The 23,933-nt window shown below is 71.8% G+C and carries 21 protein-coding genes; 11 read left to right on the top strand and 10 right to left on the bottom strand.

What is annotated here, in order from left to right; all coding sequences use genetic code 11:
- Window positions 1-74 precede the first annotated feature (74 nt).
- A complete protein-coding gene (locus tag AC07FA_RS03220; protein WP_479072942.1) occupies window positions 75-1,118 on the bottom strand; it encodes an ABC transporter substrate-binding protein in 1,044 nt (347 codons plus the stop codon).
- 197 nt (window positions 1,119-1,315) lie between these two features.
- Here AC07FA_RS03220 and AC07FA_RS03215 point away from each other — a divergent pair, with 197 nt between their 5' ends.
- On the top strand, window positions 1,316-2,614 hold the full coding sequence (locus AC07FA_RS03215) for a hypothetical protein (protein WP_479072941.1): 1,299 nt from the start codon (window positions 1,316-1,318) through the stop codon (window positions 2,612-2,614).
- Between the two features lie 379 nt (window positions 2,615-2,993).
- On the opposite strand, the gene AC07FA_RS03210 is transcribed toward AC07FA_RS03215, so the two are convergent.
- The 3 genes from AC07FA_RS03210 to AC07FA_RS03200 form a co-directional block, all read right to left on the bottom strand.
- Window positions 2,994-3,941, bottom strand: coding sequence for a 3-oxoacyl-ACP reductase (locus AC07FA_RS03210; RefSeq protein WP_479072940.1), 948 nt, complete (start codon window positions 3,939-3,941; stop codon window positions 2,994-2,996).
- 75 nt (window positions 3,942-4,016) lie between these two features.
- Window positions 4,017-5,093 (bottom strand): Zn-dependent alcohol dehydrogenase, encoded by a 1,077-nt coding sequence (locus AC07FA_RS03205; RefSeq protein WP_479072939.1) that lies wholly within the window; start codon window positions 5,091-5,093, stop codon window positions 4,017-4,019.
- Window positions 5,094-5,119: 26 nt separating this feature from the next.
- Window positions 5,120-5,974 (bottom strand): MaoC/PaaZ C-terminal domain-containing protein, encoded by an 855-nt coding sequence (locus AC07FA_RS03200; protein WP_479072938.1) that lies wholly within the window; start codon window positions 5,972-5,974, stop codon window positions 5,120-5,122.
- 304 nt (window positions 5,975-6,278) lie between these two features.
- On the opposite strand from AC07FA_RS03200, the gene AC07FA_RS03195 reads away from it, so the two are divergent.
- From AC07FA_RS03195 to AC07FA_RS03180, 4 genes are read left to right on the top strand one after another with little or no spacing between them, the layout of a single operon-like run.
- Entirely contained in the window at window positions 6,279-7,190 is a 912-nt protein-coding gene (locus AC07FA_RS03195) for an ABC transporter ATP-binding protein (protein WP_479072937.1), read from the top strand.
- A complete protein-coding gene (locus AC07FA_RS03190) occupies window positions 7,190-7,915 on the top strand; it encodes an ABC transporter permease (RefSeq protein ID WP_479072936.1) in 726 nt (241 codons plus the stop codon). Before AC07FA_RS03195 ends, AC07FA_RS03190 begins: the two co-directional genes overlap by 1 nt.
- Before the next feature lie 20 nt (window positions 7,916-7,935).
- Entirely contained in the window at window positions 7,936-9,159 is a 1,224-nt protein-coding gene (locus AC07FA_RS03185; RefSeq protein WP_479072935.1) for a sensor histidine kinase, read from the top strand.
- Window positions 9,160-9,194: 35 nt separating this feature from the next.
- Window positions 9,195-9,827 carry a response regulator gene (locus AC07FA_RS03180; RefSeq protein WP_479073430.1) on the top strand — a complete coding sequence of 211 codons (633 nt, stop codon included), beginning with the start codon at window positions 9,195-9,197 and terminating at the stop codon, window positions 9,825-9,827.
- Between the two features lie 14 nt (window positions 9,828-9,841).
- Here the strand turns inward: AC07FA_RS03180 and AC07FA_RS03175 are convergent, their stop codons facing one another.
- The 3 genes from AC07FA_RS03175 to AC07FA_RS03165 are packed head-to-tail and all read right to left on the bottom strand — an operon-like array spanning window position 9,842 to window position 14,742.
- Complete coding sequence (locus tag AC07FA_RS03175; RefSeq protein ID WP_479072934.1) at window positions 9,842-11,278, bottom strand: MFS transporter; 1,437 nt, start codon at window positions 11,276-11,278, stop codon at window positions 9,842-9,844.
- Between the two features lie 56 nt (window positions 11,279-11,334).
- On the bottom strand, window positions 11,335-12,537 hold the full coding sequence (locus AC07FA_RS03170) for a lipid-transfer protein (protein WP_479072933.1): 1,203 nt from the start codon (window positions 12,535-12,537) through the stop codon (window positions 11,335-11,337).
- 12 nt (window positions 12,538-12,549) lie between these two features.
- On the bottom strand, window positions 12,550-14,742 hold the full coding sequence (locus AC07FA_RS03165; RefSeq protein WP_479072932.1) for an acyl-CoA dehydrogenase: 2,193 nt from the start codon (window positions 14,740-14,742) through the stop codon (window positions 12,550-12,552).
- A 203-nt stretch (window positions 14,743-14,945) separates the two neighbouring features.
- Here AC07FA_RS03165 and AC07FA_RS03160 point away from each other — a divergent pair, with 203 nt between their 5' ends.
- The 6 genes from AC07FA_RS03160 to AC07FA_RS03135 all read left to right on the top strand — a co-directional run bounded on the left by AC07FA_RS03160 (window position 14,946) and on the right by AC07FA_RS03135 (window position 20,660).
- The gene (locus tag AC07FA_RS03160) at window positions 14,946-16,457 is read left to right on the top strand and encodes an MFS transporter (RefSeq protein ID WP_479072931.1); all 1,512 of its coding nucleotides are present in this window, start codon (window positions 14,946-14,948) and stop codon (window positions 16,455-16,457) included.
- A 172-nt stretch (window positions 16,458-16,629) separates the two neighbouring features.
- Window positions 16,630-17,217 (top strand): class I SAM-dependent methyltransferase, encoded by a 588-nt coding sequence (locus AC07FA_RS03155; RefSeq protein WP_479073429.1) that lies wholly within the window; start codon window positions 16,630-16,632, stop codon window positions 17,215-17,217.
- 23 nt (window positions 17,218-17,240) lie between these two features.
- Entirely contained in the window at window positions 17,241-18,122 is an 882-nt protein-coding gene (locus AC07FA_RS03150; protein ID WP_479072930.1) for an N-acetylmuramoyl-L-alanine amidase, read from the top strand.
- Between the two features lie 176 nt (window positions 18,123-18,298).
- Window positions 18,299-19,159 (top strand): hypothetical protein, encoded by an 861-nt coding sequence (locus AC07FA_RS03145; RefSeq protein WP_479072929.1) that lies wholly within the window; start codon window positions 18,299-18,301, stop codon window positions 19,157-19,159.
- Window positions 19,160-19,270: 111 nt separating this feature from the next.
- A complete protein-coding gene (locus AC07FA_RS03140) occupies window positions 19,271-20,281 on the top strand; it encodes an LLM class F420-dependent oxidoreductase (protein WP_479072928.1) in 1,011 nt (336 codons plus the stop codon).
- An 85-nt stretch (window positions 20,282-20,366) separates the two neighbouring features.
- The gene (locus AC07FA_RS03135) at window positions 20,367-20,660 is read left to right on the top strand and encodes a hypothetical protein (RefSeq protein ID WP_479072927.1); all 294 of its coding nucleotides are present in this window, start codon (window positions 20,367-20,369) and stop codon (window positions 20,658-20,660) included.
- A gap of 21 nt (window positions 20,661-20,681) precedes the next feature.
- Here the strand turns inward: AC07FA_RS03135 and AC07FA_RS03130 are convergent, their stop codons facing one another.
- The 3 genes from AC07FA_RS03130 to AC07FA_RS03120 are packed head-to-tail and all read right to left on the bottom strand — an operon-like array spanning window position 20,682 to window position 23,849.
- Window positions 20,682-21,755 carry a prenyltransferase/squalene oxidase repeat-containing protein gene (locus AC07FA_RS03130; RefSeq protein WP_479072926.1) on the bottom strand — a complete coding sequence of 358 codons (1,074 nt, stop codon included), beginning with the start codon at window positions 21,753-21,755 and terminating at the stop codon, window positions 20,682-20,684.
- Window positions 21,752-22,483, bottom strand: coding sequence for a class I SAM-dependent methyltransferase (locus tag AC07FA_RS03125; protein ID WP_479072925.1), 732 nt, complete (start codon window positions 22,481-22,483; stop codon window positions 21,752-21,754). The genes AC07FA_RS03130 and AC07FA_RS03125 overlap by 4 nt, the downstream gene beginning before the upstream one ends.
- Window positions 22,484-22,535: 52 nt before the next feature.
- Entirely contained in the window at window positions 22,536-23,849 is a 1,314-nt protein-coding gene (locus AC07FA_RS03120) for a glycosyltransferase family 4 protein (protein ID WP_479072924.1), read from the bottom strand.
- Window positions 23,850-23,933 lie beyond the last annotated feature (84 nt).

Genomic DNA, 23,933 nt, shown 5'->3' with positions numbered 1-23,933 from the left:
TACCTTCCGTCCGTGCCCCGTCGGCCATGGCTGCTCGTACCCGCGAAGGCGGACGGACAGCCAGTCACGAATCGTTACTTCACGAGGTCGGCGCGCAGGTCGTCGAGGACCAGGTCGGCGGAGGTGACCCCGAGGCCGAGGTACCAGGTCTCGTCGGAGACGTCCTTGGCCCGGCCTTCCTTGACCGCCTTCAGGTTCTTCCACAGCGGGTTGGCCTGGGCGGTGTCGCGCTTGGTGGCCTTCACGTCGCCGTAGACGCCGGTGAAGATCCAGTCGGCGTCGGCCTCGTCGATCCTCTCGGGGCTGATCTCGGCGGCGAGGTCGTTGATCTGCTGGTTCTTGGGCCGGGGGAGACCGGTGTCCTCAAGGATCGTGCCGATGAAGGACGCCTTGGCGTAGAGGCGGATCTTGTCCGGCAGGTAGCGGACCATGGAGATCGTCGGCTTGTCCGGGCCAATGTCCTCGCCCAGCTTCTTCGCCTTCGCCTCGTAGGCGGCCAGCTCGGACTTCGCCTTGGCGGTCCTGTCCAGCGCCGCGGCGTTGAGGAGGTAGTTCTCCTTCCAGGTGAAGCCCGGGCGGATGGAGAACACGGTCGGCGCGATCTTGGAGAGCTCGTCGTACTTGTCCGCGGCGCGCAGCTGGCTGCCGAGGATCAGGTCCGGCTTGAGGCCCGCGATGGCCTCCAGGTTGAGGTTGTTGATCGTGCCGACGTTCTTGGGGTCGCCCGCGTCCTTCTTCAGGTACGAGGGAATGGCCGCGTCGCCTTCGGAGGGCGCGAAGCCGACGGGCTTCACACCCAGCGACACCACGTTGTCGAACTCGCCGACGTCCAGGACGACGACCCGCTTGGGAGCGGACTTGAGTTCCGTGGTGCCCATGGCGTGGGTGACGGTACGGGGGAACGTCCCGGCCTTCGCGTCGGTGCCGTACTCCGCCGTCTTCTTCGCCGCGTCCCCGAAGTCCTCGCCGCCCACCGCTACTGCGGCCTTCTTGTCGCCGCCCGCCTCGGTCCCGGCCGAGTCGCCGGACGTGCCGTCGCCGCTCCCGCAGGCGGAGAGGGAAAGGGCGGCAGCCACTGCCAGACCGACTGCGGCGGTGCCGCGGCGTCGAAGGGACATCACTTGCTCCAGTTGTGGGTCACACAGGCATTGCTTAGGAATGCCTTACCTTAGCCGCGCCTCTCGCCCCCAGCACAGCCACCCCCTGACGCTCAGGCGAATACGGACATCGCCACCCTTATGTGTGAAGCGCGCGTTGTGGCGTTGTTCGGCAGGAAGTGCGAAAACTAGCTTCGGTTGCCGGAGGTGATGAGTGCATGACTGCCTGTGCCATCGAGGGTGAGACCGCCGGGGCCGCCGCCACGGTGGAGCCCCCGCCCGAGGACGCCGACGAGGCCGGAGAGCCAGAAGCCGCCGTCACGGGTGACGCGACCGGGCCCGGCGTGGCCGTGCCGCCCGTACCGGCCCATCCGCCCGTACCGGCCCGCCTCGCCGCGGCGCCGCCGTTCACGATCACCGCGGACGGCTCGTACGCGGCCCGGCTCACGGCCGCCGCGGCAGCGCCCGGGGAGGAGCGGGCCTGGTATCCGGAGCGGTGGACCCTGGACGGGCCCGAGCCGTACGCGGTACCCCTCCCGCTGGACCAGCCCGAGGAGCCGGACTCCGACGTGGTGCCGCTCGCCGACGGGCGGGTCCTCATCCGGCGGCTGGTCGCCGGCCGCCACGCCTTCTCGCTGCTCTACCCGACCGGCCCCGGCACGGGTGAACTCCCGCTGGGCGCCGTCGAATGCACCGGCCTGACGCTGCTTCCGCCCTCGCCGGACGGCGGCAGCGTCTTCGCCCTGGTCGCCGGGGAACGCTCCACCGCCCTCTGGCTGGTGGCGGGCGGCGCCTTCGGGCCCGAGCACGTCACCGAGATCCCGGGGCACTGTTCCGGCGGGGTGTGGCTGGACCGTGCGGGGCGGCTGCTGGCGCTGGACCGGCGGCTGCCGGGCGGCGGTCCGGTGAAGGCCGTCGCCGTCGATCTGGAACGGAACGGCGAGGTGACACCGCTGCTCCAGATCGCGCCGGGGAGCAACGACCGGCTGCTGCTGGCCGACGCGGACAGCGGGCTGCTGCTCATCCGCTCCGACGCGCCGGGCCACGACCGGCTCGGCTGGGGGGTGCTCGGCAGTTCGCTGCCGGTCCGGTTCCCGGAGTGCCTGCGCCCCGCCGATGTCGCGGTGACGCCCTTCGCCGTACAGCCCGGGCAGATGCTGATGCCCGAGAGCTGCGCGGTCGCGCTGCGGATCGACGGCGCCGCGGGCAGTTGGGTGGGGGTGTGGCGTCCGGCGGGCCGTCGGCTGCATCAGCTCGCGGCGCCCGAGGGGTGGCAGGCCGGTTCCGGTTTCTGGAGCAGGGACGGCGTCCTGCACCTCCCGTACGCGAACGGAGCGACCCCGTGCGCGGTGGCGCTGGTGGAGGCTCCGGCGGACGAGGAGGAGTGCGGCCGGGCCGCACCCGCGCACCCGGCCGGAAGTGGAGCGGAACCGTCCGCGGCCCCCGCGCTTCCTGGAGTGTGTAAGCCGGTTCCGCTGGGGCAGGCGCCTCTTCTGGGGCGCATGGCGCCTGGTTAAATTCTGGCTGGGCCACGCAGCTGTATGACCGCGCGGACACCGACGGTGACCGCGTCGGATGGCGGATGCAGGGCTTGTGACACACAAGTAAGCGATCACAACGGGGTGAACTTCCCACATGTCTGAAGCCCGAACCGACACGACCCAGACGCGTCCGCCGAGGGCGGAAGCGCAACGGGCCGAAGCCGGCGGCTCCGGAAGGCACCGAGGGGGTGCGTCGATGGAGAGCACGGCCGCGCAACCGCACGGCCGCCACCGCCGCCCCTCCGAAGGGGGTGGCAGAGCGGTCTGAGTCCGCGCTGCACAACGGAAAATCCGGCAGGAAACAAGGGAGGGCCGCCACAGCGCAACGGCTGTGGCGGCCCTCCCCCGTTCCGCTCTACTCCCTCTTCAGCCCGAGGACTTCCACCGCCGCGAAGGTCTCGCCCGACGGCCTGCCCTCGTAGTACGGAGTGATCAGCCCGTCCAGTTCCCCGAAGGTGAACGTCTCCTTCGACGAGTCGAACCTGGCCGCCACCCTGGGGCGTTCCACGATGGCGACCATGCCGCCGTGGACGACGAACAGCTGGCCGTTGACCTTGTCCGCCGCCGGGGACGCCAAGTAGCCGACGAGTGGGGAGACGTGCTCGGGGGCCAGTGCGTCGAGCGTGCCGTCGGCCGGTTCCTGGAAGCCGGCGAAGACGTCCTCCGTCATCCGGGTGCGGGCGCGCGGGCAGATGGCGTTGGCGGTGACGCCGTATCTGGCCAGCGCCTGGGCCGTGGAGGTGGTGAGGCCGACGATGCCGCCCTTGGCCGCCGCGTAGTTCGGCTGACCGGCCGATCCCGCGAGGAACGCCTCGGACGAGGTGTTGACGATCCGCCCGTGGACGGGGCAGCCCGCCTCCTTGGAGCGGGCACGCCAGTGGGATGCGGCGAAGTGTGTGGTGTTGAAGTGGCCCTTGAGGTGGACCCGGATGACGGAGTCCCATTCGTCCTCGGTCATCGAGAAGATCATCCGATCGCGGAGGATGCCCGCGTTGTTGACGAGGATGTCCAGCTTTCCGTAGGTGGTCACGGCCAGTTCGACCAGTGCGCGGGCCTGTTCGTGGTCGGAGACGTCGCCGAGGTGCGCGACCGCCCGGCCGCCCGCCGCCCGGATCTCCGCGGCGACCTCCTCGGCGGGCGCGGCCGACGCCTCGCCGGAGCCGTCACGGCCCGGCTGCCCGTAGTCGTTGACGACGACGGCCGCGCCGAGCCGCGCCAGCTCCAGCGCCTCGGCGCGTCCGAGGCCGCGGCCGGCGCCGGTGACGATCGCGGCCAGGCCCTCCAGCGGAAGGGAATGTGACATCGCAGTCCTCAGCGTCCTTCTCGGTAGATCGGTCGGTCTCGCAGATCGGTCGGTCTCGCAGATCGGTCAGGGAGGTCAAAGCTCGATGCACGTACGCAGTGACTCGCCGGTCCTCATCTGGTCCAGGGCGTCGTTGATGCCGTCGAGCCGCACCCGGTGGGTGATCATCGATTCGAGGTCGATGCGGCCCGCACGCCACAGGGCGATGGCCCGTTCGTAGGACCTGAGCACGTCCCCTCCGCCGTACATGGAGGGCAGAATCCGCTTCTCATCGAAGAACAGCTCGAACATGTTGACCTGGAAGGTGTCGTCCATGGCGCCCGCGCCGACGACGCAGAGCGTGCCGCCCCGCCGGGTGTTCTCGTACGCCGTGCGGGCCGTCACCGACTTTCCGACCACCTCGAAGACGTAGTCGAAGCCCTCGCCGCCGGTGATCCGCTGTCTGGCGTCGGCGAGTTCGTCCGGTGACACGGCCTCGGTCGCACCGAACCGCAGCGCCGCCTCACGCCGTGAGGCGACCGGGTCGACGGCGACGATCTGGGCGGCGCCCTGGACCCGAGCGCCCTGGATCGTGGAGATGCCGACGCCTCCGCAGCCGAGCACGGCGACCGACGAACCGGCCGACACCTGCGCGGTGTTGATGGCGGCGCCGAGCCCGGTGGTGACCCCGCAGCCGATCAGCGCGGCGATATCGAAGGGCACGTCGTCGGGGATCGGCACCGCGCAGCCCGCGCCGACGACGACCTCCTCGGTGAAGGTGCCGGTCCCAGCGAAGCCGAAGACGTCACCGCCGGGGCGCTTGAAGTTGGGGGTGCCCGCGTTCATGAAGCCGGCGAGGCAGAGGTGGGTCTGTCCGCGCCTGCACGACGGACAGGCACCGCAGGCGGGCAGCCAGCAGACCAGGACGCGGTCCCCCTGGGCGAGTCCGGTCACCCCGTCGCCGACGTCGATGACCTCGCCCGCGCCCTCGTGTCCGGGGATGAAGGGGGCGGGCTGCGGCAGCACTCCGCTCATCGCGGAGACGTCGGAGTGGCAGAGTCCGGTGGCCCGGATGCGGAGCCTGACCGTGCCGGGGCCGAAGCCCACCGCCTCGACGTCGTCGAGGACTTCCAGCTTGTCCTGGCCTATCTCGTGCAGTACGGCTGCGCGCATGGTGCGGCTCCCCTCATGGAGTGGGTTCAGGAGTATTCGACGAGCGTGCTGTCGAGGACCGGTGCGCCGCCGCGTTCGACGGCGCTCACCACCACCCGGGCGCCCTCGTCTCCGGTCCACATGTCGATACGGAGGGTTTCGCCGGGGAACGCGACTCCGGCGAAACGGGTGCCGCAGGCGCGAATCCTGGAGACGTCTCCGCCGAGCACGGTGTCGGTGACGGCCTTGAGCGTCATGCCGTAGGTGCACAGCCCGTGCAGGATCGGCCGGTCGAAGCCGGCCCGCGCGGCGAAGGCCGGGTCGGCGTGGAGCGGGTTCCAGTCCCCGCAGAGCCGGTACAGCAGCGCCTGGTCCTCGCGGACGTGCCGCTCCACCGTGTGGTCCGGGGCCACGGCCGGCAGGGCGGACTTCGTGGAGGGGCCGCGTTCGCCGCCGAAGCCGCCTTCGCCGCGTACGAAGATCTGGGCCTCGTTGGTCCACAGGGGGCCGTCGTCGTCCGCCGCCTCGGTCCGCAGCACGATGACGGCCGCGGTGCCCTTGTCGTACACGGCCGCGACCCTGGCGCTCTGTACGGCGCGGCCCCGGACCGGGATCGGCCGGTGCACGCGTACGGACTGGGCGCCGTGCAGGAGGGCGGCGAGCTCGATGTCGATGCCCGGCAGGGAGACCACGCCGGTCACGCCCTTTCCCGCGCCCGCGACGGTGGCGAAGGTGGGCAGCACGTGGAGCCGGGACTCCAGGGTGTAGCGCAGTTCGTCGGGGTCGGTGGCGGGGGTGCCCGCGCCGAGGCCGAGGTGGTAGAGCTGGACGTCCTTGTGGTCCCAGCGGATCTCGGCGGTCCGGGGTTCGGCGGCGACCGCCTTCACGGCATCAATGGGCATGGGAATTCTGCTCCTTGATGGTCGGTCCTGCTGGTTGGCCTGCTGGTTGGTCTGGCCGGCGGAGAGACCCCGGCACGGCCGTCCGCACCGTCGGCCGCACCGAGGTCGCGTGCGGACCGGCCCGGTCTTCTTCTAGAACGTGTTCTAGGGCCGATGGCCCTATGTATAACGCAAGCCCCAGCAGTTGTGAATACCGCTGACGTCACGTCAGATCAGGCTGCTGTCGGACCAGTACATTTGTCACCGCCGAGTCCGTACATCCGCATCTGCCGGGGGCTGTCGCCTCCTCCGTAACGTCGTCGGCATGACGCAGACACCGGACTTCGCACCCGCGGTGAGCTTCGACGGGGCGGTCAAGAACCACGGCGCCGTACGGGCCGTGGACGGCATCGACCTCGCCGTACGGCGCGGCGAGACCGTCGCCCTGCTCGGCCGCAACGGCGCCGGCAAGTCCTCCACCATCGGCCTCCTCCTCGGCCTGAACGAGCCCGACGCCGGACACGTGCGGCTCTTCGGTGACACCCCCGGGCGGGCGGTACGGGCCGGGCGGGTCGGGGCGATGCTCCAGGACGGGTCGGGGGTGGCCCGGGTCACCGTGCGGGAGCTGATCGCGTTCGTCGCCTCCACCTTTCCGCGGCCGATGCCGGTCGCCGAGGCGCTGGCGCTGGCCGGGCTGACCGCGTTCGCCGGGCGACGCGTCGACAAGCTCTCGGGCGGCCAGACCCAGCGGGTGCGCTTCGCCGTGGCGCTGGCGGGCAACCCCGAGCTGCTGGTCCTCGACGAGCCGACCGCCGCCCTCGACGTCGAGGCCCGCCGGGCGTTCTGGGGGTCGATGCGTTCGTACGCCGCCCGGGGCAACACCGTGCTCTTCTCGACGCACTACCTGACGGAGGCCGACGAGAACGCCGACCGCATCGTCGTGCTCGACCAGGGCCGGATCGTCGCGGACGGCAGCGGTGAGCACATCAGGCAGTCGGGCGGCAGCAGTCTGGTCGCCTTCGATCTCGCGGGAGACGGTACGGAGGGACTCGCCCGGCTGCCCGGCGTCACGTCCGTCGAGATCCGCGGGGACCGTGCCCGGCTCCGCACCGACGACCCGGACGCCACGGTCACGGCCCTGGTCGCGCGCGGCGCGATCCGGCGGCTGGAGGTCTCCCCCGCGAGCCTGGAGGACGCCTTCCTCTCGCTCACCGCACACGAGAGCGAGACGGTCTGATGCTGGAGTACATCAAGCTCGAAATGCGGCGCACGCTGCGCGACACGATGTTCGTGGTCTTCGGCATCGGTATGCCGGTGGTGATGTATCTGCTCTTCACGAACATCGGGGGCGGCGGCGAGGACTCCGAGCCGTGGAAGGTCACCGCCATGGTCGGCATGGCGGCGTACGGTGCGCTCGGTTCCGCCATGAGCGCCGGGATCGGGGTCTCCACCGACAGGTCGACCGGCTGGCTGCGGCAACTGCGCGTCACCCCGCTCGCACCCTCGCGGGTGGTGACGGGACGGGCCGTCAGCGGCTCGGTGACCGTACTGCCCGGCATCATCGCGGTGCTCGCCGCCGGAGCGCTGGTCAACGGCGTACGGCTGGAGGCCTGGCAGTGGGCGGCGCTGACCCTCCTGCTGTGGGCGGGGGCGCTCCCGTTCACCCTGCTCGGGCTCGGCAACGGCTACCGGCTGAGCGCCCAGACGATGGGCGTGGCCAACACCGTCGGCCTGATGGGACTTTCGGTCATCGGCGGTCTCTGGTTCCCCCTGGAACTGTTCCCCGGGTGGCTCGCCTCCGTCGCCGTGTACACCCCCGCCAACCGCTTCGCGGAGCTCGGCTGGGCGGTGACGGAGGGCTCGGCGCCGGACCCGGCCACGGTCGCCGTCCTCACCGGCTGGCTCGTGGTCTTCGGCTCGTACGCTGTGGCCTCCTACCGCAGGGCCGCGCGGACCGCGTGACAGGAGTGACGATGCCGGTGATGAGCAAGCAGTACGCCGCGTGGAAGGCCGCCTTCCTGACGAAGAGGGCGAGGGCGGACCGGACGGTGGCGAAGAGGACCGCCAGGGGGCCCGAACACATGGGGCCGCCGAACGGCTTCGCCCTCCTGCCGTGGCTGCTGATGGGGATGGGCGCCTTCTCCAACCTGCTCCAGGGCAAGACCCCCAACCCCTGGGTCGGCGGGATCGGCATCATCACCTTCAACTCGCCCTACATCTATGTGGTGTTCAGGGCCTTCGACAAGCGGGCACGGGAGGCTCCCCGCACCCGTTGGGCGCTGGTCGCCCTGGGCGCGGTGACCTGTGCGCTCGCCGTGACGTACGGCGGCAGCTGGCTGCTCTTCTTCATGCTGCTCGGCCTCGCCACCGGCTCGATCATGCGCGGCAGGTACCTCGGCCCGGTGGTCCTCGGGCTGAGCGCACTGGCCGGAGTGGTCGCGGGACTCCGGGACGGCTGGGGCGCGATCAATGTCGCGTACGGGACGTTCATCTCCGCGATGGTGACGGCCGCGATCCTCGCGCTCTCCGAGGCGGTCAAGGAACTCCGTGAGACCCGGGAGGAGCTGGCCCGCACAGCGGTGGAAAGGGAGCGCCTGCGCTTCTCCCGCGATCTGCACGATCTCCTCGGCCACACCCTCTCGGTGATCGTCGTGAAGTCGGAGGCGGCCCGCCGGCTCGCCCCGCGCGACCTGGACGCGGCGCTGGAACAGGTCTCCGACATCGAATCGGTCGGCCGCCAGGCCCTCACCGAGATCCGCGAGGCGGTCACCGGCTACCGCGAGGGCAGCCTGGCCACCGAACTGGACCGGGCCCGCTCGGCACTCTCCGCCGCCGGGATCGAGCCCGTCGTACGCCGGTCGGGGCCACCCCTCACCGCGGAGAGCGAGGCGCTGCTGGGCTGGGTGGTACGGGAATCGGTCACCAACGCCGTACGGCACAGCGGCGCGTCCCGCTGCGAGATCGATGTGGCGGGCTCGGCGGAACGCGTCCGCCTGCGGATCACCGACGACGGCCACGGCATACCCGCCGAGCCGGAAGACCGCACGGGCACCGGCCTCACGGGCCTGACGGAACGGCTCGCGGCAGCGGGCGGCTCACTGGAGGCGGGGCCGGCGGAGCGCGGCGGGTTCCGGGTGACGGCCGAACTGCCGGTGCCGGAGGCGGCGGAGTCCGGGGAGCGGGCTGTCGGCGTCGTCAGCCCCTGACCGCTCTCCGGCCATAACCTGCTCCCGTGAACGAGATGCCGCAGGACCACCGCCCCGCACGGTCTGTACGAGTCCTCCTCGCCGAGGACCAGGGCATGATGCGGGGTGCCCTCGCGCTGTTGCTGGGGATGGAGGAGGACATCGAGGTCGTCGCACAGGTGGGGGCCGGGGACGAGGTCGTGGCGGCGGCTCTGCTGGCGCGGCCCGATGTGGCGTTGCTCGATATCGAGATGCCGGGGATGAGCGGGCTGGACGCCGCCGCGCTGTTGCGGGAGGAGGTGCCGGAGTGCCGGGTGCTGATCCTCACGACCTTCGGGCGGCCCGGTTATCTGCGGCGTGCCATGGAGGCCGGTGCCGCGGGCTTTCTGGTCAAGGACGGGCCGGTCGAGGAACTCGCGCAGGCGATCCGGAAGGTGCTGCGCGGCGAGACCGTGATCGATCCGGCGCTCGCCGCGGCGGCCCTCGGAGCGGGGCCCAGTCCGCTGACGGCGCGTGAGCGCGACGCGCTGAACGCGTCCGTGGACGGGGCGACGGTCTCGGACATCGCGGTGAGGCTGCGGCTGTCCGAGTCGACCGTCCGTAACTACCTGTCGTCCGCCATCGGGAAGACCGGCACCCGTAACCGCATGGAGGCGATGCGGGCGGCTCGGCAGCAGGGCTGGCTGTAGGGCCCTGCGGCGGGTCAGCTCTTCTGGCGCGCGGGCCGGTGCGCCGGCAGCCAGAGCAGCATCAGCACCACGCCTGCCAGCAGCACCGCGCAGGCGGACCGGAAGGCCAGGGCGTAGCCGGCCGTGATCTCGGCCGCCGCCCCGGAGCCGCCTGTGCGGGCCGCCGCGACGGTGGAGAGGACGGCCAGCCCCAGCGCGCCGCCCATCGTGCGTGAGGTGTTGACCAGCCCCGAGACGAGTCCGGCGTCCCCGGGGTCGGCGCCCGATGTGGCGAGGGTGGCCAGTGGGGTGGAGGCGAGGCCCGCTCCGCCCATCATCAGGAGGCCGGGAAGGCAGATCGCGGTGAGGTACGAGCCGTCGACGCTCATCGTCGACTGCCAGCCGAAGCCCGCGGCGGTGATCAGCACCCCGATCACGGCCAGGCTCTTGGCTCCCGTGCGCGTCATGAGGCGTGGGGCGAGTGTGGAGCCGAGGATGACGGCGGCGGACGTGGGCATCAGGGCCAGGCCGGCCTGGAGCGGGCTGTACCCGAGCACGTTCTGCGCGTATATCGTGACGAAATACCACATGCAGAGCGTCGCGGATCCCATCATGAACATGGCCACGTTCGCCGACGACACCGCCCGTACGCCCAGCACCCGCAGAGGCATCAGCGGGGCCTCTGTCCGGGCCTCGACCAGGACGAACAGGGCGAGCAGCGCGAGCCCGGACAGCAGGGGGACGAGGGTGGCGGCGGCGGTCCAGCCCTCCGCTTCGGTCTGCGCGATGCCGTACGCGACCGTGGCGAGCCCCGCCGTGACGAGGACGGCGCCGGGCAGGTCGACGCGCCGCCGGACGCCCGCCCGGCCCTCGGCGAGCCGGAGCGCGGCGCCGATGAGGACGAGGGCGCCGATGGGCACGTTGATCAGCAGCACCCAGCGCCAGGAGAGGGCTTCCGTGAGCGTCCCGCCGATCAGCCCGCCGGCCGCGCCGCCGCCTGCGCCGACCGCCATCCAGGTGCCGATGGCCCTGGTCCTGGCGGGGCCGTCGGGGACGGCGGCGGTGAGGATGGTGAGGGTGGCCGGGGACAGCACGGCGGCGCCGAGTCCCTGTGCCGCACGGGCGGCGAGCAACTGCCAGCCCTCCTGGGCGAGTCCGCCGGCCAGCGAGGCGGCGGTGAACATGCCGAGCCCGACGAGGAACATCCGCTTGCGGCCGTATATGTCGGCCGCCCGTCCGCCGAGGAGCAGGAATCCGGCGAACGCGATCGCGTAGGCGTTGATGACCCACTGGAGCGCGGCGGCGCTCAGCGCCAGGTCGGTGCGCATGGACGGCAGGGCGACGTTGACGACGGACATGTCGAGGACGACGAGGAACTGGCCGGTGCAGGCTGCGAGCACCACCGCCCACGTGCTGGTCGTGCTTCGGGAGGGTATGCGCGTGGGTGTCGAGACGTCAGCCATGGGTGTCATGGTCCCAGGCGCCCCGTGGTCCGTACATCGGTTTGCGGGCCCGGCCGGGCCTCGGTCTAGCGGCGTAGGACCGTCACCACGGCGGCGCCGCCCAGTCCGATGTTGTGGGCGAGCCCGGTGCGCGCGCCGGGTACCTGGCGGGCGCCCGCCTCCCCCCGGAGCTGCCAGGTCAGTTCGGCGACCTGGGCGATGCCGGTGGCGCCCAGGGGGTGCCCCTTGGAGATCAGGCCGCCGGAGGGGTTGACGACCCATCGGCCGCCGTACGTGGTGGCCCCGGACTCGACGAGCTTGCCGGACTCGCCCTCACCGCACAGGCCGAGCGCCTCGTAGGTGAGGAGTTCGTTGATGGAGAAGCAGTCGTGCAGTTCGATGACGTCGAGGTCCTCGGCCGCGAGCCCGGAGGCCGCGTAGACCTGCTGGGCCGCTGCCCGGGACATGGGCACTCCGACGGCGTCGAGACAGGTGCCGGAGGCGAAGGATTCGCCGGTGTCGGTGGTCATGGCCTGGGCGGCGATCTCGACGGCCTTGTGCCACAGCCCGTGCCGCTCGACGAAGCGTTCCGATACGACGACGGCGGCGGCCGAGCCGTCCGACGTGGGTGAGCACTGGAGTCTGGTCAGGGGCCGGTGGACGGTCCTGGCCGCCAGGACCTCACCGACGGTGTACGGGTCCTGGAACTGGGCGTGGGGATTGTTCACCGAGTGCCGGTGGTTCTTGGCCCCGACCGCCGCGAGCTGCGCCTCCGTCGTCCCGTACCGCTCCATGTGTTCGCGGGCCGCGTTGCCGAAGATCTGGGCGGTCGGCGGGGACGTCTCGAAACCGTGGGCGGCGGCCATGATTCCGTAGTGCCGGGCGACGGGCGAGGCCCGGAAGTCCGCGGCGCCACCGTCGGCTCCCCCGCCGCCGAGCGAGCCGCGGGTCATCTTCTCGAAGCCGAGGGCGAGTACGCAGTCGGCGATGCCGCCCTCGACGAACTGGCGGGCCATCATGAGCGCGGTGGCGCCGGTGGCGCAGTTGTTGTTGACGTTGTAGACGGGCACTCCGGTCAGGCCCAGTTCGTACACGGCACGCTGCCCCGCGGTGGAGGGCTGGAAGCAGTAGCCGACGGGGACCTGCTCGACCTGTTCGTACCGGATGCCCGCGTCGTCGAGCGCCTTCGTACCGGCCTCCTCGGCCATGTCCCAGTACTGCCAGTCGCGGGTCTCGGGCTTCTCGAACTTCGTCATCCCGACGCCGACGATGTACGCCTTCGTGGTCATGGATACGCCCCTTCAGTCACGCGGGAGGCCGAGGATCCGCTCGGCGACGACATTGAGCTGGACCTGTGTGGTGCCGCCCGCGATGGTCAGGCAGCGCGACATCAGGAAGCCGTGCACGGCCCGTTCGGCCGCACCTTCCGTGGTCGCGCCCTCGGGCCCGAGGAGTTCGAGCGTGAGCTCGGCGACCTTCTGCTGGTGAGTGGTCTGCACGAGCTTGCGCACGGAGGCTCCGGCGCCCGGTTCCAGGCCCGAGACCTGCTGGAGCGTGGTCCGCAGTCCGATGCACGCCAGGGCGTGCGCCTCGGCGGCGAGTGCGCCGACGCGGGCGCGGGCCGCTCCGTCGAGCTCGCCGGAGCGGGCGATCAGCGCTTCGAGTCCGGTGTCGAACGTCATCTGGTCGGCCATGTGCACGCGTTCGTTGCCCAGCGTGTTGCGGGCCACCCGCCAGCCGTCGTCGACCTCGCCCACGACCGCGTCGGCCGGCAGGAGGACGTCGTCGAAGTACACCTCGTTGAAGAGCGCGTCCCCGGTGATCTCCTTCAGCGGCCGGATGTCGATGCCACGGGCGGTCCTCATGTCCACCAGGAAGTAGGTCAGGCCCCGGTGCTTGGGGGCGTCCGGGTCGGTTCTGGCGAGCAGGATGCCGTAGTCGGCGGACCGGGCGGCGCTCGTCCAGACCTTCTGGCCGGTGACGCGCCAGCCCTCGTCGGTCCGTACGGCCCTGGTGCGCAGCGAGGCGAGGTCGGACCCGGCGCCGGGCTCGGAGAAGAGCTGGCACCAGAGGAGTTCGCCCCGCAGGGTGGGCATCAGGAAGCGGTTCTGCTGCGCCTGGGTCCCGTACGCGAGGAGGGAGGGCACCACCCAGGTGCCGATCCCGAGGTCGCTCACCTTGATGCCCTGTGCCGTGAGTTCCTGTTGTACGGCCAGCTGGTGGACCGGGCCGGCGCCGAGTCCGTACGGGGCGGGGAGGTGCGGGGCCGCGTAGCCGGCCGGGGCCAGGGCGCGGCGGGCGGCCCGGGGGTCGAGGCCGCGGGCGGCGGCGACGGCCCGCCGGGCCTCGGCGCGGTGTGCGGCCGCCTCGGCGGGGAGTTCCAGGGTGAGTTCGCGGCGGGCGCCGCTCTCGGCGAGCCGGACGGCGCGCAGCCGGTGGGCGTCGCCGGCGCCGAGCAGCTGGCGGGCCACGACGGCCCGGCGCAGCTGGAGGTGGGCGTCGTGTTCCCAGGTGAAGCCGATGCCGCCGAGGATCTGGATGCAGTCCTTGGCGCAGCTGTACGCGGCGTCGAGTGCGGTGGCCGCGGCGAGGGCGGCACTCAGCCCCCGTACGCAGGAGGTCTCGTCGACGGCGCGGGCGGCGTCCCAGGTGAGGGCGCGGGCCTGTTCGAGCCGGACGAGCATGTCGGCGCAGAGGTGCTTGACCGCCTGGAACCGCCCGATGGGGCGGCCGAACTGTTCCCGGACCTTGGCGTGCGCGGTGGCCGTGTGCAGGGACCGCGCGGCGGTGCCGCAGGCGTCGGCGGCCAGGAGGACTGCGGCGAGGTCGCGGACGGATGCGGTGTCGGTGGCGATGGTCCGGTGCGCGGGGACGCGGACGCCTCCGGCGTGCACCTCGGCGGTGGGGCGTGTCGGGTCGACGCCGCGGTGCGGGCGTACGGTCAGCCCTTCCGTACCGGCGTCGACGGCGAACCAGAGGGTGCCGGTGGCCGAGGTCGCGGCGAGCAGGAGCAGGTCGGCGTCGGCGCCGCCGAGTACGGGCGGGGCGGTGCCGTCGAGGAGGTGGCCGCCCTCGCTCTCCACGGCGGTGAGGGTGCCCGCGCCGAGGGCGGCCGCTCCGACGCGGTCGCCGGTCGCGAGGGCCTTGACGAGACCGGCGAGGCCCCCACGGTCCAGGGCCCCCGCCCGGTGCAGGAGCGCCGAGGTGAGGACGGAGGCCGCGTACGGTCCCGGGAGCGAGGCGTACGCCGCCTCTTCCAGGACCACGGCGAGGTCGAGGAGCGCGCCGCCCCCGCCGCCGTACTCCTCGGGCAGATGGATGCCCAGGAGCCCCTGCGCGGCGAGCGCGTCCCAGTGCGAGGGGCGGGTGCGGGACGCGGGGGGGTGCTCCGCGTCCAGGAGCGCGCGTGCCTCCTGGGGCGGGACGGCGCGGGCCAGCCCGCCGCGTACGGCCTGCGCCAAGGCGCGATGCTCTTCGGTGATGCCGATGCCCATGCGGTTCCCTCACCGGTCGCGGCCACTGGAACGGCGCAAGAGTAGAACACGTTCCATTCTGACGGAAGGTCAGAGGACCGGTCGTTCTGATCCGCTCCGGGTTCGCGTCCCGTTCACCGGAATACCACGGGCGTACGGAAGCGTTCAGCATGCACACACTTGGGGGGAGCCCGGGTGGTGAGCGCTGCCCGGAGGCCGCACGTATGCGACGGACGACGAACGAACAGCTCGCCGGGGAGTTCCCCGGCCCGAGGAAGAGCCGGGCGGGCCGCGGAGTCGTCCCCGTCCTCGCCTTCGCGGGTATCACCGTCGCGGTGATGCAGACCCTCCTCGTCCCCGTGATCAAGGACCTGCCCGCACTCCTCGACACGACCCCGTCCAACGCCACCTGGGTGATGACGGCGACCCTGCTGGCGGGGGCGGTGTCCACCCCCATCATGGGGCGGCTCGGCGACCTCTACGGCAAGCGGCGCATGCTGCTCGCCAGCCTCGCCGTCATGGTGTTCGGCTCGCTGGTCTGCGCGTTCACCGACGACCTCGTCGTGATGATCGTCGGCCGTGCCCTCCAGGGCTTCGCCATGGGCGCCATTCCGCTCGGCATCGGCATCATGCGCGACGAGCTGCCGCGCGAGCGGCTCGGCTCGGCGATGGGCCTGATGAGTTCGTCGATCGGGGTGGGCGGCGGACTCGCCCTGCCCGCCGCGGCACTGGTCGCACAGCACGCCGACTGGCACACGCTCTTCCTCGGGGCGGCCGGGCTCGGCGTGGCCGCCATGGTGCTCACCGTCCTGGTCGTGCCCGAGCCGCCGCTGCGCGCCCCCGGGCGCTTCGACGTCGTCGGCGCACTGGGTCTCTCACTCGGCCTGGTCTGTCTGCTGCTGCCCATCACGAAGGGCAGCGACTGGGGCTGGACCTCCCCCACCACCCTCGGACTGATCGGCGCGTCCCTGCTGATCCTCGTCCTGTGGGGCCTGTTCGAGCTGCGCACCGCCGCGCCGCTGGTCGATCTGCGCACCACGGTCCGGCGCGAGGTGCTGCTCACCAACCTCGCCTCGATCATGGTGGGCGTCGCCTTCTACGCGGTCTCGCTGGTCCTTCCGCAGCTGCTCCAGCTGCCCACGTCGACCGGGTACGGGCTGGGCCAGTCGATGGTGACGGCCGGGCTGTGCGTGGCTCCGCTGGGCCTGACGATGATGTTCGTCGCCCCCGTGTACGCCCGCGTCTCGGCCCGTCGCGGACCGAAGGCGACCCTGATGCTCGGCCTGCTGATCATCGCGATCGGGTACGGCGCCGGGCTCGGCCTGATGGGCGCGGCCTGGCAGACCGTGGTGATCGCGGTGGTGCTCGGGGCCGGGATCGGGCTCGCGTACTCCTCGCTGCCCGCGCTGATCATCGGCGCGGTCGATCCGTCCGAGACGGGCGCGGCCAACGGACTCAACACCCTGATGCGGTCGATCGGCACCTCGGTGTCGAGTGCGGTGATCGGCATGGTGCTGGCGAACACCTCGGTGGCCATGGGCCCGGTCCAGGTGCCCAGCATGGAGGGGTTCCGGATCTCGTTCGTCATCGCCACGGGTGCCGTGCTGGCCGGCCTGGTGCTGGCGGCGTGCCTGCCCTCGCAGCGGCCGACGCGGCCGGTGCTGCTGGCGAGCAGCGCGGACGACGCGCTCGCCGCGGCCTCTTCGGAACCGGCCTCCGCACCCGCGCGGTCCTAGGACCCCGGGTCCGGGCGATGGCCCTGCCGGCCGGCTCACCCCCGCCGTCCTCGACGGCCGGCGCGTACGGCACGATGGGGCGCCGTCGATCGACCGACCCACCTGGAGGAACGCCGTGGCCGCCGAGCCCAAGCCGGAGATCCTTGCCGCGTTCGAGGCCGCCAAGGGCTTCATGCCGGTACGCGAAGGGCTCGCCCTGTACGCGGCGGCCGCCGACGCGGCCACGCTCGGGTTGCCGCTCCTGGAGGTGGGCACCTACTGCGGGCGCTCCACCATCCTGCTCGCCGACGCCGCCCGTTCGGCGGGGGTCACGGCGCTCACCGTCGACCACCACCGGGGCAGCGAGGAGCAGCAGCCGGGCTGGGAGTACCACGACCCGACGGTGGTGGACCCCGAGGTCGGCCTGATGGACACGCTCCCCACGTTCCGCCGCACCCTGCACCGGGCCGGTCTGGAGGAACACGTGGTGGCACTGGTCGGCAGGTCCCCGCAGGTCGCCGCCGTCTGGGGCGGGAAGCTCGGTCTCGTCTTCATCGACGGCGGCCACACCGACGAGCACGCGAACGGCGACTACGAGGGCTGGGCCCCGCATGTCGCCGAGGGCGGGCTCCTGGTGATCCACGACGTGTTCCCCGACCCGGCGGACGGTGGCCAGGCCCCGTACCGCGTACACCAGCGGGCGCTGGCCTCCGGCGCGTTCGCCGAGATCTCGGTGACGGACTCGCTGCGCGTCCTGCGGCGTACGGGGACGGGGATCTGAAGCCGCCCCGATAGGCTCGCCGCGTGCCGTACGACGACAGCGTTCCCCCCACCCGCCACGGCCGGCCCCTGCTCACCGCCGCCGTCCTGGCCACCCTCTGCCTGACCGTCGCCGGGTGCGGAGGGGACGGCGCCGGCGGTGTCACGACGCAGACGCATCCCCGCCCCGGCAGCAGCGCCGTGCCCCCCTCCGCCGCCTCCCCCTCCACGTCCGCGAAGCCCCTGTCGAAGGCGCCGCTGACGGGCAGGACCGTGGTGATCGACCCCGGCCACAACCCCCGCAACCGCGAACACACCAGCGAGATCAGCCGGCAGGTGGACATCGGCACGGGCCACAAGGAGTGCGACGCCACCGGCACCGCGACCAACGACGGTTACGCGGAAGCCCAGTTCACCCTCGACGTATCGCACCGGCTGCGCACCCTCCTGGAAGCGCAGGGCGCGAAAGTGGTCCTGACGCACGACAACGACCGCCCCTTCGGCCCGTGCGTCGACGAGCGGGCCCGGATCGGCAACAAGGCCGGGGCCGACGCGGTCGTCTCCGTCCACGCGGACGGTTCCGCGGCCGGCAACCGCGGCTTCCACGTGATCCTCCCCGCGCGGGTGCGCGGCGGCGCCGCGGACACCGCGAAGATCGTCGGACCCTCGCGAGAACTCGGCACCCGTATCGCGGCGCTGTTCCCCCGCGCCACCGGAAGCGAGCCTTCCAATTACATCGGCGGCTCCACCGGTCTCGACACCCGCGAGGATCTCGGCGGACTGAATCTGTCGACCGTGCCGAAGGTCTTCATCGAATGCGGCAATATGCGTGACCCGAAGGACGCGGCCCTGCTCACGGACGCGGAATGGCGCCAGAAAGCGGCCCGTGGCATTGCCGACGGCATCAGCAGCTACCTCAAGGGGTAGAACCGCGTAGGAATTGGGGGGATAACAGTCCAAGGTCCGGGGCGGGGCACAACCCGGCCGGGCAGACGATAGATTCATCCGTACGATGGGGAGCCGCCCCCGAGCTTCGCGCCGTACCCGCCGTACAGGCGGCAGCGACGACCGCCCCGACGAGACGACCGACTAAGGACCTTCACGTGAATATCCGCTCCCTCACTCGAGGCGACGGGGTGGTGATCGGAGCAGCGGTGGTGCTGTTCATCGCCTCTTTCCTCGACCTCACCGGCTTCGACTGCCCTGAAGGGGTCAACTGCTCCAGCTTCGAAAGCCCGAACGCCTGGGACTCGCTCTCGCTCCTGATGAGCATCTTCCTGGCCGGTGTCATCGGCGCGGCGCTGGTGATCGTGGGCCGTTCCATGCCGGGCCGCAAGGTCGTGGGGCTGGACCTCGGTCAGTTCGGTGTCGCGTTCACCGTCTTCTCGCTGTGGACGGCGTTCTGGACGATCATCGACGCCAGCGACGCGGGCGCGGGCATGATCCTCGGCCTTCTCGCGACCATCGTGCTGGCGGCCGGTGCGATCGCCACCCCGATGGTTCCGGCCCTCAAGGCCCCGCTGATGGGCACCCCGCGTCCGGCGCATCAGGGTGTGCAGGCGCCGTACGGGGCGCAGCAGCCCGGCCAGGGCTACGGCTACCCCGGCGCCCAGCAGCAGCCCTACGGCGCGCAGCCGGGTCAGCCCCAGCCGTACGGTGCGCAGCCGCAGCCCGCTCAGGCCGACCCGGCTCAGGCGCACGCCATGCAGGCCCCGCAGGCACAGCAGGCGCAGCAGGCCCCGCAGGACGGTGGAGCGCCGGCCGGCGACTTCACGCCGTTCTGGTTCGCGGTGCCGGTGGCCCGTCCGCTGTACGGCGAGGACGGTTCCCCGAACCCGATCGCCGAACTGGCGCCGGGCACCTGGTATCTCGCGGTCGAGCAGCGCGGTCCGGGCCTCATCGCCCAGACGCAGGACGGCCGTCGTGGGGTCCTCCAGGACACCACCGGCATCCAGCGCGGCTGATCACCGCACGCACGTCGCGGCCCCTCGCCCTTCCGGGCGGGGGGCCGTTGTCGTACAGTCCCTCCACGTCCGGCACCTGACGGCGCGTCATGGAAGACTGGAGGAGCCGGTATGCGGCTCGGACTCGCTCTCGGATACTGGGGCCGCGGCCCGAATCCGGACCATCTCTCCCTGGCCCGCAGTGCCGAGGAGCTGGGCTACGACTCGGTGTGGACGGCGGAGGCGTGGGGTTCGGACGCCTTCACGCCGTTGACGTGGATCGCCGCCCACACCTCTCGTATCCGGCTCGGTACGGCCATCGCGCAGATGGCGGCCCGTACGCCCACGGCGACGGCGATGCACGCCCTCACGCTCGACCATCTCTCGGGCGGCCGGATGATGCTGGGGCTCGGGCTGTCGGGGCCGCAGGTGGTGGAGGGGTGGTACGGGCGGCCGTTCCCGGCCAGTCCGCTGACCGCGACCCGTGAGTACGTCGAGGTGATCCGGCAGGTCCTCGCGCGGGAAGGGCCCGTCGAGCTCGCGGGGCGCTTCCACTCCCATCCGTACGGCGGTACGGACGGCACGGGCCTGGGCAAGCCGCTGAAGCCGATCACCCATCCCCTGCGCGCCGGGCTTCCCGTGCTGCTGGGCGCGGAGGGGCCGAAGAACGTCGCGCAGACGGCCAGGATCGCGGACGGATGGCTGCCGCTGTACTGGTCGCCCGAGCGCCCCGAGGTGTACGGAGTCACGGCGGCGGACCTCCCCGAGGGGTTCATGGTCGCGCCGATGGCGCGGGCGCGGGTGTGCGAGGACGTGGCCGAGGGGCTGCTGCCGGTGAAGGCGATGCTGGGGTTCTACATCGGGGGCATGGGGCACGCGGCCCGGAACTTCCACGCGGACCTGATGGGCAGGATGGGCTACGCGGAGGAGGCCCGGCGCGTCCAGCGGCTGTTCCTGGAGGGCCGCAAGGAGGAGGCGGTGCTCGCGGTGCCGGACGCCTTCGCCGACGAGATCTCACTGGTCGGCCCGCGTGAACGGATCGCCGAGCGGCTGGAGTTGTGGCGCGAGGGCCCGGTGACCGACCTCCTGGTCACGGCTCCGGACCCTCGTACGCTCCGCGTGCTGGCGGAGCTCAACGCGTAGGGGGTGCCGGCCGAACGACGAGTGGCGCCACCAGTTGGACGGGCCGTGCGGGTTTCACCCGGCGCAGAACGGCAATCCGCAGTCCATGTCTCCCAGAACAGGCACAGGAAGCAGTACCGCTGCACGTGTCATAGCCGTGGTGGCCGACATCATGGCCTTCATCATCGGTTTGTGGATTCTGATGTACCTGCTCGACGCCAACCCGGGCAACGACCTGGTCGAGTTCGTCCGGGACGCCGCCCGCTGGCTGGCGGGCTGGTCGCACGACCTGTTCACCTTCGACGCCGAGTGGGCACGGGTCGTCGCCGGATACGGCCTCGCAGCCCTCGTCTACCTCTTCATCGGCCACGCCGTGGCCGGCCGCGTCCGCCGCTTCTGAACGACGCCCGCTTCCGAGCGGTCAGCGGCAGCAGTCCGGCTCCAGCCCCCTGGGCAGCCGCTCCCCGCTGAAGACCGCGGTGGTCGCCTCGTCCCCGCCGAGTGCGGCCACCGCGAGCAGCAGGGAACCCGCCGTCCAGGTGGTGAGTTCCTCGGGCCAGAAGGCGCGGTTGCCCTCGAAGACGTACCCCGTCCAGTACAGGCCACCATCGGCGCGCAGGTGCTGGATGGACTGGAGGATCTCCAGGGCACGGTCGGACTCGCCCATCACCCAGAGCGCCAGGGCCAGTTCGCAGCTTTCGCCGCCGGTGACCCACGGGTTGGGGAGCACGCAGCGCACGCCGAGTCCCGGGACCACGAACCGGTCCCAGCCGTCGTCGATCCGCTTCTGCGCGGCGGCGCCGGTGACCGCGCCGCCGAGGACCGGGTAGTACCAGTCCATCGAGTAGTGGTCCTTGTCCAGGAAGCGTTCCGGGTGGTTGCGGATCGCGTGCCCGAGCGCTCCGGTCGCCAGCTCCCAGTCGGGCTGCGGCTCCTCGCGCTCCTCGGCGATGGCGAGCGCGCAGCGCAGGGCCTGGTGGATGGAGGAGGAGCCGGTCAGCAGGGCGTCGGTGACGGGGGTGCCGTCGGGTTCCCGCTTCCAGCCGATCTGCCCACCGGGCTGCTGGAGGCGCAGGACGAACTCGACGGCCGCGTAGACCGTCGGCCACATCCGGTCGACGAACGCGTCGTCGCCGGTGGCGAGGTAGTGGTGCCAGACGCCCACCGCGATGTAGGCGCAGAAGTTGGTCTCGCGGCTGCGGTCGGTCGGCTGCCCGGCGTCGCCGTCGTGGTAGGCGGCGTACCAGGAGCCGTCCTCGTTCTGATGGCGGGCCAGCCACGCGTAGGCGCGTTCCGCGGCCTCGTGCTCGCCGGAGGCGTCGAGCGCCATGGCGGCCTCGGTGTGGTCCCACGGGTCCAGGTGGTGGCCGCGGAACCAGGGCAGTGCCCCGTCCTCGCGCTGGACGGCGCGCAGCGCGGCGACGGTCTCGGCGGCCTGGTCGGCGGTGAGGACCCCGGGCAGGACGAGGTGTTCGGTGCGTTCGGGAGTGCTCACGCCTCGGCCTTGGGAAGGTGCGGCTTCGTCGCGTACGCCACGAAGCTCTTGCCGACGACCGGGTTGAGCAGCTGCTCGGCGACCCGGGTGAGGGCGGGCTTCTTCATGATGTCCCAGACCAGCAGCTTGTGGTAGGCACGCACCGGCAGCGCCTTGTCGTTGTCGACGCCGAAGGCACACTTCAGCCACCAGTACGGGCTGTGCAGTGCGTGCGCGTGGTGGGTGCCGTACGGCTTCAGTCCGGCCTCGCGGATCTTGCGTAGCAGTTCGTCGGCCTTGTAGATCCGGATGTGGCCGCCCTCGACCTCGTGGTACGCGTCGGAGAGCGACCAGCAGACCTTCTCGGGGCCGTAGCGCGGCACGGTGACCGCGATCCGGCCTCCGGGCCTGAGCACACGGACCATCTCGGCGAGCACGCCCTTGTCGTCCGGGATGTGCTCCATCACCTCGGAGATGATCACGACGTCGAAGGAGTCGTCGGGGAAGGGCAGGTTGAGGGCGTCGCCCTCCATCGCGGTGGCGGTGGCACCCTCGGGGGCCTCACCGGCCTCCTTCATCGCGGCGAACCACTTGGCGACTTCGCGGATCTCCTCGGCGTTCTGGTCCAGCGCCACGACCTGGGCGCCGCGCCGGTAACACTCGAAGGCGTGCCGGCCGGCACCGCAGCCCAGATCGAGCACTCGGTCGCCTGCGGCGAGCGGGAAGCGGGTGAAGTCGACGGTCAGCACGAGGGCCTGCCTTCGAGGTCGGAGGTACGGATTCCCTGGGTGGCGGGGGCAGTCACCTGCGGGCTCCCCGGGAGACGATCGCCTGACGGTACAGCTCGGCCGTACCGAGCGCCGCCCTGGCCCAGGTGAAGTTGGCGAGCACCCGGTCGCGGCCGGCCGCGCCGAGGCGGGCCCGCAGTTCCGGGTCGTCGAGCAGCCGGCCGAGGGCGGCGGCCAGCGCGCCCGCGTCGCCGGGCGGCACGGCGAGGCAGGTCTCCCCGTCGGGTCCCGCGACCTCGGGGATCGCGCCGCCGGTCGTCGCGACGAGCGGGGTGCCGGTGGCCATCGCCTCGGCCGCGGGGAGGGAGAAGCCCTCGTACAGCGAGGGGACGCAGGCGATCTGCGCGCCACGCACCAGGTCGACCAGCTCGGCGTCGCTGATGCCCTTGACGAACCGGACGGCGTCCTGGAGCGCGTACCGCTCGATGGCCTGCGCGACGGGTCCGTCCTCGGCCCGCTTGCCGACGACCACGAGGTGCGCCCGCGGGTTCTCGGTACGGAGCTTGGCCAGCGCCTCCACGAGGTGGACGAGGCCCTTGAGCGGGACGTCGGCGCTGGACGTGGTGACGATCCGGCCGGGCACCTCCGCGACGGACGGATCGGGCGACCAGAGGTCGGTGTCGGCTCCGATGTGCACCACGCTGACCCGGTCCTGGCGTACACCGAGGTGCTCGACGATCTCCTGCTGGGAGGAGCCGGAGACGGTGAGGACGGACGGCAGGCGGCGGGCGACCCGCTTCTGCATGCGGGTGAAGGCGTACCAGCGGCGTACGGAGGCGCGGCGGCGCCTGCTGCCCGCGGCGTCCAGGTCGAGCTGCCGGTCGACGGTGATGGGGTGGTGGATCGTGGTGACGAGCGGGGCGCCGAGGTCGCCGAGGAGCCCGTAGCCGAGGGTCTGGTTGTCGTGGATGACGTCGAACTCGCCCCGGCGGGCCTGGAGATGGCGCCGGGCCCGCAGGCTGAAAGTGAGCGGTTCGGGGAAGCCGCCGGTCCACATGGTGGCGACCTCGGCGAGGTCGATCCAGTCACGGAATTCGCCGCGTCCCGGCGTGCGGAACGGGTCGGGCTGGCGGTACAGGTCCAGGCTCGGCAGCTCGGTGAGCGGGACACCCTCGTCGAGCACCGGATAGGGCTGGGCGCCGATCACTTCGACGGTGTGGCCGAGGCGGGCCAGTTCGCGGCCGAGATGACGTACGTAGACGCCCTGACCACCGCAGAAGGGATTGCCCTTGTACGTCAGGAGTGCGATGCGCAACGGCCGGTCACCGGCGGCGGCGGGTGCTTCGGTGCCCGCCCGGGGGCCCGTCTCTATGGCCTCAGCGGTCACACTCGGCCCCCTTCTCACTGCGTGTTCGCCGGAGCGTAACCGCTCACGCTAATCTAGAACAAGTTTCAGACCGGATCGTTCAAC

The sequence above is a fragment of the Streptomyces sp. NPDC045968 genome (assembly GCF_056430475.1).
This window is presented reverse-complemented; position numbering and strand designations above follow the sequence as displayed.